Annotated in this window: 8 protein-coding genes and 1 tRNA gene; 8 read left to right on the top strand and 1 reads right to left on the bottom strand. The window is 42.6% G+C overall.

Annotation, left to right across the window (positions count from 1 at the left end):
• Positions 1-15: 15 nt before the first annotated feature.
• The 7 genes from G327_RS0108235 to G327_RS0108205 all read left to right on the top strand — a co-directional run bounded on the left by G327_RS0108235 (position 16) and on the right by G327_RS0108205 (position 7383).
• Positions 16-91, top strand: a tRNA-Asn gene (locus tag G327_RS0108235).
• 135 nt (positions 92-226) lie between these two features.
• Positions 227-1261, top strand: a complete 1035-nt coding sequence (locus tag G327_RS0108230) for a CNNM domain-containing protein (RefSeq protein ID WP_211217217.1) — start codon at positions 227-229, stop codon at positions 1259-1261.
• A gap of 213 nt (positions 1262-1474) precedes the next feature.
• Positions 1475-2692 carry an ammonium transporter gene (locus G327_RS0108225; protein WP_019614284.1) on the top strand — a complete coding sequence of 406 codons (1218 nt, stop codon included), beginning with the start codon at positions 1475-1477 and terminating at the stop codon, positions 2690-2692.
• A 209-nt stretch (positions 2693-2901) separates the two neighbouring features.
• Positions 2902-3528 (top strand): uracil phosphoribosyltransferase, encoded by a 627-nt coding sequence (gene upp / locus G327_RS0108220; RefSeq protein ID WP_019614283.1) that lies wholly within the window; start codon positions 2902-2904, stop codon positions 3526-3528.
• A 139-nt stretch (positions 3529-3667) separates the two neighbouring features.
• Complete coding sequence (locus G327_RS0108215; RefSeq protein ID WP_019614282.1) at positions 3668-4951, top strand: uracil-xanthine permease family protein; 1284 nt, start codon at positions 3668-3670, stop codon at positions 4949-4951.
• A 227-nt stretch (positions 4952-5178) separates the two neighbouring features.
• A complete protein-coding gene (locus G327_RS0108210) occupies positions 5179-6582 on the top strand; it encodes an NfeD family protein (RefSeq protein ID WP_019614281.1) in 1404 nt (467 codons plus the stop codon).
• 30 nt (positions 6583-6612) lie between these two features.
• Positions 6613-7383 carry a slipin family protein gene (locus G327_RS0108205; RefSeq protein ID WP_019614280.1) on the top strand — a complete coding sequence of 257 codons (771 nt, stop codon included), beginning with the start codon at positions 6613-6615 and terminating at the stop codon, positions 7381-7383.
• A gap of 258 nt (positions 7384-7641) precedes the next feature.
• Here the strand turns inward: G327_RS0108205 and G327_RS27515 are convergent, their stop codons facing one another.
• The gene (locus tag G327_RS27515; RefSeq protein ID WP_019614279.1) at positions 7642-7776 is read right to left on the bottom strand and encodes a hypothetical protein; all 135 of its coding nucleotides are present in this window, start codon (positions 7774-7776) and stop codon (positions 7642-7644) included.
• Positions 7777-7850: 74 nt separating this feature from the next.
• Between G327_RS27515 and nosR the strand changes: the two genes are divergently transcribed.
• Positions 7851-9977 carry a transcriptional regulator NosR gene (gene nosR, locus G327_RS0108195; protein WP_019614278.1) on the top strand — a complete coding sequence of 709 codons (2127 nt, stop codon included), beginning with the start codon at positions 7851-7853 and terminating at the stop codon, positions 9975-9977.

The following is a 9977-nucleotide window of genomic DNA, read 5'->3' as shown; positions in this document are numbered from 1 at the left end:
TTTACAAAGATCAATTCCTCTTTAGCTCAGTTGGTAGAGCAACGGACTGTTAATCCGTGTGTCGCTGGTTCAAGCCCAGCAAGAGGAGCCACATTAAAACCCTAAGTTCTAGCGAACTTAGGGTTTTTTTTTTGTATTTAATAAAGAGAGTGTTTCTTTTTGCAAATATCCGGTACACTACGTACCCAATTCTAAACAGAGTAAATATAACTAAATGACCCTACTTGTGATCTATTTAATACTGGCAATCGGCATATCGTTTATATGTTCGGTTCTTGAAGCTGTATTATTATCCGTTACGCCTACCTATGTTGCACAGATAAGAGAGACAAAACCAACCGGCGCAGCTGTTTTAGAAAAAACAAAAGCACAGTTGGATCACTCCATTTCCAGTATCCTTATTTTAAATACCTTTGCCCATACAATGGGAGCCGCCGGTGTTGGTGCACAAGCTATTCGTATATACGGCGATAAGTGGGAAACATTAATCGCATTTTTATTAACGCTGGCTATTTTATATTTCTCTGAGATTATACCTAAAACGCTGGGGGCTACTTTTTGGCGTCAGCTTGCCGTACCGTCTGCTTATGTAATCAACTTTTTAGTTAAATTAGTTTTTCCGCTGGTGTGGTTGTCGACTCTCCTAACACGCTTATTCAGCGGTAATCGAAACGACTCAATCAGCCGTGAAGAAGTACTGGCGTTTACTGCGCTGAGTTATAAAGAGGGGGCAATCGCAACACAGGAAAACCAGCTTGTGGAAAATATTCTTAAGCTGCGCGAGGCAAAAACCGAAGATATATTAACTCCCCGCAGTGTAGTGCATGCATTATCGGAAATGATGACGGTTAAAGAAGCGCTGAGTGAAGAGCAGACCGCCTTTTTTACTCGTATCCCTGTCTATACCGAGGGTATTGATGCTATTTCAGGCGTGATTATTAAAGGCGAGTTGTATGAGTGTGAGCGTCAAGGTCGTGGTGATACTCTGTTAAAAGATATTAAAATGCCATTACACCGTATATCTGAAAGTTTTCCGGTTCTTAATTTACTTGATCTGTTTATTAAACGTCATGAACAGCTTTTTTTAGTAGAAGATCATTTTGGTCAAACAGCGGGAGTGGTAACGCTGGAAGATGCTGTTGAAACCCTGCTTGGACGAGAAATTGTTGATGAGAGCGATAACGTTGAAGATTTGCAGAAATTTGCTAAAGATAATTACCGGGACCGTTTACGTAATAAAACACAGAAGTCTGCTAAGTAATTAATTCTGCCTGTACCCCTGCCTCTGCTTAATCTAAGCAGAGGCAAACTCTTACCTTTAAGTTATCACTGCATTATCTGTACATTCTTTTTTAACTACCCCTAAAGTATTTGTTATTGTAATATTTTGTAACTATATGTATAGATGCTTGTTTAACAGGGCGGAGATAAGATAAGATCCTATAAATTTCACTGTTAATGGAAAGAGAAAAGAATGGATTCGGTTCAAAATCATGTAACAGCATTAGTAAACAGCGCAGACACACTCTTTATTTTACTGGGTGCGATCATGGTGTTTGCCATGCATGCCGGTTTTGCGTTTCTAGAAGTTGGTACGGTCCGCCATAAAAACCAGGTTAATGCTTTAGTCAAAATCATGTCTGATTTTGGTGTCTCGGCGCTAGTTTATTTCTTCTTCGGATACTGGCTTGCTTACGGGGTGACATTTTTCGACAGCGCCGCTGTATTAGCCGAAAACAACGGTTATGAGTTAGTTAAGTTTTTCTTCCTAATGACCTTTGCCGCTGCTATCCCTGCCATTATCTCCGGTGGCGTTGCAGAACGCGCACGTTTTAATCCTATGATAATCGCCGCCGCTTTATGTGTCGGTATCGTTTACCCTTTCTTCGAAGGTCTTATCTGGAACGGCAACTACGGTTTTCAGAGCTGGCTTGAAAACAGCTTTGGTGCAGGATTCCATGACTTTGCAGGCTCAATAGTTGTGCATGCTGTCGGCGGCTGGATTGCTTTTGCTGCTATTATCATTCTCGGCAGCCGTAACGGTCGTTATCGTGGTGGAAAAGTTGTTGCATTTGCTCCCTCAAATATTCCTTTATTAGCGCTTGGCGCATGGATTTTATCTGTCGGCTGGTTTGGTTTTAATGTTATGTCTGCGCAGGCGATTGAAGGCATCAGCGGTCTGGTAGCGATGAACTCATTAATGGCAATGGTCGGCGGCATTATCAGCTCCTTAGTGGTCGGCAAAAAAGATCCGGGTTTCATCCATAATGGTCCGCTAGCCGGGTTAGTCGCGGTTTGTGCCGGCTCTGACATTATGCATCCAATGGGCGCATTAGTGACAGGCCTGGTTGCCGGTGGACTATTTGTATGGCTGTTTACTTACGTACAGAATAAATTCACTAGTTTTGATGACGTATTAGGTGTGTGGCCTTTACACGGCGTATGCGGTCTATGGGGCGGTATTGCTGCCGGTATTTTTGGCCTGGAAAGCTTCGGCGGTTTAGGCGGAGTTAGTTTTATCAGCCAGTTAATCGGCTCGATAGCGGGTGTATTAACAGCATTGATCGGCGGCTTTATAGTTTACAAATCGGTTAATCACTTTATGCCGATTCGACTCAGCCAGGAAGATGAGTTTAATGGTGCGGATGTTTCGATTCATAAAATCGGCGCTACTAATTTAAATAATAATTAGTCCCTGCTTATTTATCATAGCAAGGCAAATAAAGGCTCGTGATGAAAATCACAGGCCTTTTTTATATATATAGAATTTATTGGGCTGTGAATAGATCACAGCTTTATAATTAAAATTATTCTTATAAAAGGAATCATGATTCAGCATAATTTGTTAGAAAATTCTTTTGTTAGTATTGGTCGGTTTAAAATTTGTATTTGGAGAGAAAAATGAAAGTAGTCGAAGTTAAACACCCGTTAGTTCAGCACAAACTTGGTTTAATGCGTGAAGGTGATATCAGCACTAAGCGTTTTCGTGAATTAGCACGTGAAGTATCAAGCTTATTAACCTATGAAGCAACTAAAGATCTAGAAGTTGAAGATGTTACTATTCAAGGCTGGGACGGAGAAATCGAAGTTCAGCAGATTAAAGGTAAAAAAGCGACGGTAGTGCCTATTTTGCGTGCCGGCCTAGGCATGATGGACGGCGTTCTCGAGCATATGCCGAGTGCAAAAGTAAGTGTTGTTGGTATTTACCGTGATGAAGAAACACTTGAGCCGGTACCGTATTTCTCTAAATTAGTCAGTCAGATTGACGAGCGTTTAGCATTAGTTGTGGATCCTATGCTTGCAACCGGTGGTTCAATGATCTCAACGCTGGATTTAATTAAAGCAAACGGCTGTACAAATATTAAAGTACTCATTCTTGTTGCTGCTCCTGAAGGTTTAAAAGCTTTAGAAGAAACACATCCTGATGTTGAAGTTTACACTGCGTCGATCGACAGCCATCTAAATGAACAGGGTTATATTGTACCTGGTCTGGGTGATGCTGGTGACAAGATCTTCGGTACAAAATAAAACAATAATAGCTCTACTGCCGCTGTCTTAAAACTGCTGGTTTCACCTGCAGTTTTTATTTATTGACAGCTTAAAGAACAGCAATACTGCCGTCCCATGATCTGGACTGCAGTATTGTTTTAACCTTTTGGAGAAAGATATGTCGACTAATTCTATGCAGGAATTAGATGCACAACCCACCCCGCCTATTGAAGATATCACCGCAAATTTAAATGTTGTACAACAAGCCCTTGCCGGCGCACAGATGCTGTTTGTTGCATTTGGTGCTTTGGTATTAATGCCGTTAATTACCGGCTTAGATCCTAACGTTGCTTTATTTACTGCGGGTATCGGTACCTTATTATTTCACTTAGTGACAAAAGGGCAGGTACCAATTTTCCTCGCCTCGTCTTTTGCATTTATTGCACCAATCGCATACGGAATACAAACCTGGGGCATTCCAGCCACCATGTCGGGGTTGTTTGTTTCGGGTGTCGTTTATATGGTGATGTCATATGCGGTTAAACTGCGCGGTGTTGATTTTATTCATCGTTTATTACCGCCGGTTGTGGTCGGCCCGGTGATTATGGTAATTGGTCTCGGGCTTGCGCCGCTTGCTGTGAATATGGCAATCGGTAAAGCGGGTGACGGCAGCTTTGTATTAATTGAACAGAATACTGCGATGATTATTTCGCTTTCTGCTTTGTTGACCACACTATTAGTATCAACCATGGCTAAAGGTCTGTTTAAACTGGTACCAATTTTCTGCGGCGTAATAGTAGGGTACACATTGTCGTTTTTCTTCGGAGTGTTAGATTTTACCCCGATTGCTAACGCGCCCTGGCTGGCTATGCCTAACTTTGTTGCTCCTGAATGGAACTGGCATGCGATATTATTTATGATCCCGGTTGCGATTGCGCCGGCAGTTGAGCATGTTGGTGATATCCTGGCGATTAGTAATGTAACCGGTAAAGACTTTGTGAAAAAACCAGGTCTGCACCGTACCTTGTTTGGTGACGGGGTTGCAACGAGTGCCGCTTCATTATTCGGCGGTCCGCCTAATACTACTTACTCAGAAGTAACCGGCGCTGTGATGTTAACCCGAAACTTTAATCCTAAAATTATGCGCTGGGCTGCTGTTATTGCTGTCTGCCTGGCTTTTGTCGGTAAGTTTGGTGCTGTACTGCAGACAATTCCGGTTGCGGTGATGGGCGGTATTATGATTTTACTATTCGGCAGCATTGCATCCGTGGGTTTAAATACCATGATCCGTCACCAGGTTGATCTTTCTGATGCGCGTAACTTATGTATTGTTTCAGTAACATTAGTATTTGGTATCGGCGGTATGGCATTTGGTTTTGGTGCTTTCAGCCTGCAGGGAGTTAGTTTGTGCGGGATAGTTGCTATCACATTAAACCTGTTATTGCCGAAAATGAAAGATTAATAAGCCTTTAACTTAATGAGTTAGTGTTTACTCTTTTTCTTGACGCGTTTTCATCGGGCTTTCTGGTATTAACCTAAGCAATTTAACCTGACAAACGCAGTATCTGAGAAATCGGATACTGCGTTTTTTTGTTTCTGAAACAAGGGATTTTATGTGTAATTGCAGGCTGCACTCTTTTTAAGGTGAACTAGACTTAACTAACAGACAGAATAACTGGAGGGCTGAATATGAAGGTTTTGCCTGTTTATTTACTGTTAGTTTCTATGTTTTATTCTTTTACTGCTTTGGCTGCCGAGGTCTGGGTTATTCCTGTACAAGGAGCCATCGGTCCTGCATCTTCAGACTATATTAGCAGAGAACTGGATTTAGCAAATAAGAACCATGCCTCTTTAGTTATTCTTAAAATGGATACACCCGGCGGTTTGGATTCTGCAATGCGCGATATTATTCGCGCCATTACAGTTTCATCAGTCCCTGTTGCTACCTGGGTTGGGCCGTCTGGAGCTCGAGCTGCCAGTGCCGGTACTTATATTCTATTTGCCAGTCATTTTGCTGTTATGGCGAACGCCACCAATTTAGGGGCGGCAACTCCTGTATCAATTGGTATTCAGGGCAGTAAACCCTCTCCGGAACAAGAACAAAAGGATAAGCCGTCACAGGAAACTGAGGAATCATCAAGCCCGCCTGTGGCAGACAATAAAAAAGTATCTGCAAAAACCAATATGGAAAAAAAAGTAATTAATGATGCAACGGCCTATATTAAAGGGTTAGCAAAATTACATGGACGCAATGAACAGTGGGCTGAAAAGGCAGTTACGGAAGCTGCCAGCCTAGATGCGCAGGAAGCTCTGGCCGAAAATGTGATTGATTTTATTGCTGATGATCTTAAGCAGTTAGTTAAACTTGCTGACGGGCGCAGAGTTTTAGTTAAGGGAGCTGAAACGCGCCTGGATTTAGATCAGGTTAATTTTGTTGAACGAATACCTGACTGGCGCTTTGCTTTTCTTGCCACAATAACCAATCCCAACGTTGCTTATATTCTGATGCTGATAGGTATCTATGGATTACTGCTGGAGTTTTATAATCCGGGCCTTGGTTTACCCGGCGTATTAGGCGGTATCTGTCTATTAATGGGCATGTATGCACTGCAGATGCTGCCGGTAAATTATGCTGGTTTAGCACTGATCCTGCTGGGAATCGCGTTATTAGCCGCTGAAGCTTTCAGCCCAAGTTTTGGTATTTTCGGGCTGGGAGGTATTGCAGCTTTCGCGCTTGGATCCATCTTTTTGATGGACAGTGAGATGCCTGCATTTCAGATCGCCTTACCATTAATTGCCGGTTTCTCCATAACCTCAGTGCTTTTTACTTTTGTCATTATTGGTATGCTGTTGCGGGTGAGAAGAAAAGCAGTCACTACCGGTGTAAGCTGCATGGTAGGACAAACTGCAGCCGTTGTTAGTAGTTTCAACCAGGGAGAAGGCTGGGTGGAAGTCGGCGGTGAAATCTGGCAGGCACGTTGTGCACAGGATCTGCTGGAAGGCCAGCTGGCGGCTGTTCAGGCCGTTTCAGGTTTATGGTTACAGGTAACTTTAATAACAGAGCAGGAAATTCAGCAGGCTGCGGATAAATAGCCTGCTGATTTATTTATAAGGAGGAAAATCATGATGATTTATAGCGTAGCAAGTATTGTAATTGTTGTTGTCGCACTGCTTATCAGTATGTTTAAAGTTTTACGTGAATATGAACGTGGTGTGGTATTTTTTCTCGGACGTTTTTATCAGGTTAAAGGCCCCGGATTAGTTATTTTAATTCCAGTTATTCAGCAGATGGTTAGAGTTGATCTGCGTACCATTGTATTAGATGTGCCGACTCAGGATTTGATCACCAGAGATAATGTTTCGGTTAAAGTGAATGCCGTGGTGTATTTTAGAGTTGTTGATCCTAAGATGGCGATTAACAATGTGGAAAGCTATTTTGAAGCAACCAGTCAGTTATCGCAGACCACACTGCGTTCAGTATTAGGTCAGCATGAACTTGATGAGCTGTTAGCTGAACGGGACCGTTTAAATAAAGATATTCAGGTTATTTTAGATAAGCAGACCGATAACTGGGGAATAAAAATAGCAACGGTTGAGGTCAAACACGTGGATTTGGATGAAAGCATGGTCCGGGCTTTAGCGAAGCAGGCAGAAGCGGAGCGGGTAAGGCGCGCAAAAGTGATTCATGCAACTGGCGAGCTGGAAGCATCAGAAAAATTAAAACAGGCCGCCTTAGTATTAAATCAGGCGCCGAATGCAGTGCAGTTAAGATATATGCAGACCTTAACAGAAATTACCAATGAGAAAACCTCAACCATTGTATTTCCGATACCGATGGATTTATTAGCCGCTTTAAGCGGGCAGGGCAAAGCTGATAATAAAGAAAATGAGTAAAGTCCGATAAATGCCTCTGCAGGCTTGTTATGTTTATGTATTTATTGTGATCCTTGTCGTTTGTGTCGGTCATTATTATGACTAAAACAACAGCTGTTCTCAGTTTAGTTTCTATACTCATGTGGAACTATTATGGCTAGACTGAGGATGCTATCTGTAAAGTGGCTGCCAGTTTTACTGCACCTGCATTTTGCTCCCGCTCGTGGATACTGGTTAATAACACTTCTGTTTTATCTCCATCACTGTGTTAATTAATTGTTAGATGCTGTGCATTGTTAGCAGATGCACTTTAGTAATAACCATCTGTGTCATAAGGGTATTTGCCAGGTACTGCTGGATCACAAAAGCACCGGCCGTTGATAACAAACTGGTAACTTTATTGATTGCGGTCAATTTATCTGCTGTAAATGAGTCTTACTATTCTAGTCGGGTATTCGTATGCTGTACAAAACATTGGAAGTTAAGTTATGAATTTTTCACAAGTCTATAAAGCCGCACTGCAGCTGCTGGTGTTATTCCTGTTTTTTATCAGCACCTCTTTTTGTGCATTTGCTCTTTTTGTCAGCCCGCCTAAAGATCCCGTTCCTTTTATCCAGGAAGCTTTTCCGCAGTTAACTAAAATTTCTGATAAACAAGGGGATCCGCTTTTATGGACTATTTATCAGGATTCGCAGATATTAGGTTATGCATTTGAAACCAATGATATCGCGAAAATTCCGGCTTATTCCGGTGAGCCGGTCAATATGCTGGTGGTCATAGATCCGGCTGGAAAATATGTCAGCGCAAAAGTACTCGAGCATCATGAGCCGATTATTTTGGCGGGTATTCCCGAGAAGAAACTGTGGGATTTTGTAGATCAGTATGCCGGTCTGCTGGTCTCTGACCGTATCAAAGTCGGAGGAAAGGCCAGTCAGGGGTATGTGCCTATTGACGGTTTATCAGGGGCAACGGTTACTGTGATGGTGATGAATTCAGGCATCACTAAAGCAGCCAATAAAGCGGCCTTGTCGTTAGGATTAATTGAGAAGCAGTCCGAGATTATTCAGCCTGTTTCTACGATTAAACAAGATGTCTTTGTCAAAAAAGACTGGCTGGAGCTGACGGGGGACGGCTCAGTCAGAAAACTGTATTTAACCAATGAGGCAGTCCAAAAGGCATTTGTCGGTACAGAAGCTGAAGATGTTGATAATGTGCCGCCTTCTGAAAATAAAGCGATGTTTGCTGAGCTCTATTATGCCGTTGCTGACATTCCTAGTGTAGGTAAAAACCTTTTCAGTGATTCGGACTATGTCTGGTTAACCAGGGACTTAAAACCGGGTGAACATTTAATTGTGGTATTCGGCAACGGGTATTCTTTTAAAGGTTCAGGTTATGTTCGCGGCGGTATTTTTGACCGTATTCAGGTCCATCAGAATAATAATGAAATTTCTTTTCGAGATTTAGACCATAACCGTGTAACTGATATTTTCAGCAGCGGAGCCCCGAAATTTAAAGAGATGTCGGTATTTAAAGTACAGGGTTTTCATGAATTTGATCCCGGTGCCGGCTGGCAGATAGAGCTGCTGGTACGCAGACAAACCGGTCCGGTTGACAGCCTGTTCAGCAGTTTTAAAGGCGGTTATGATGTTATAGCACAGTATGTGGATACGCCGCCTGCAATTTATCCTGAACCTGAGCTGACCTTAAGCCAGCAGGTCTGGCTTGAGCATCAGGTTGAAGTAGTCGTACTGCTTGCTTTGATTATGGTACTGATGCTGATTCTGTTTTTTCAGGATATTCTGGTTCGGCATCCCACATTTATGCATAACCTGCGTCATGGATTTTTAGCGGTAACGGTAATATTTATCGGCTGGTCATGGGGAGGGCAGCTTTCCGTAGTTAATGTATTTACCTTCCTGCAGGCACTGTTTAAAGGCTTCTCATGGGATCTGTTTTTATTAGATCCGGTAATTTTTATTTTATGGTCGGCAGCCGCCGTAACGATTTTATTATGGGGACGGGCTGTTTATTGCGGCTGGTTATGTCCATTCGGCGCGCTTCAAGAGTTACTCAACGTGTTTGCACGTTATATTAAGATTCCGCAGGTAGAGCTGCCATGGGCAGTGCACGAACGTTTATGGGCGATCAAATATCTTATTTTATTAGCGCTGTTCGGTATCTCCTTAGACTCCTTAGCGCTTGCAGAGCAGTTTGCTGAAGTTGAACCTTTTAAAACGACCTTCCTGCTTAAGTTCGACCGGGAATGGCCGTTTGTCGCCTGGGCGCTGCTGCTGCTGACAGTAAATCTATTTAATCGTAAATCTTTCTGCCGTTATTTATGCCCGTTAGGGGCCGCTTTATCGGTTTCTAACAGTGTGCGTTTATTTGACTGGTTAAAGCGCCGTCCTGAGTGTGGAACGCCTTGTAAGACTTGTGCTAAAGAATGTGAAATTCAGGCCATTCATCCTGACGGGGTAATTAATATGCGCGAATGTCATTACTGCTTAGACTGCCAGATCACTTATTACAATGAAGAAAAATGTCCACCACTGAAAAAATTAGCTTATAAAAACCGTAAAAAAGATGAGTCAGGGATAGCGATAAGGGAGGTGTAG

Source organism: Psychromonas ossibalaenae ATCC BAA-1528 (assembly GCF_000381745.1).
Lineage (GTDB): Bacteria > Pseudomonadota > Gammaproteobacteria > Enterobacterales > Psychromonadaceae > Psychromonas > Psychromonas ossibalaenae.
The sequence above is the reverse complement of the archived record's forward strand: the minus strand, read 5'-3'. Positions and strand labels throughout refer to the sequence as shown.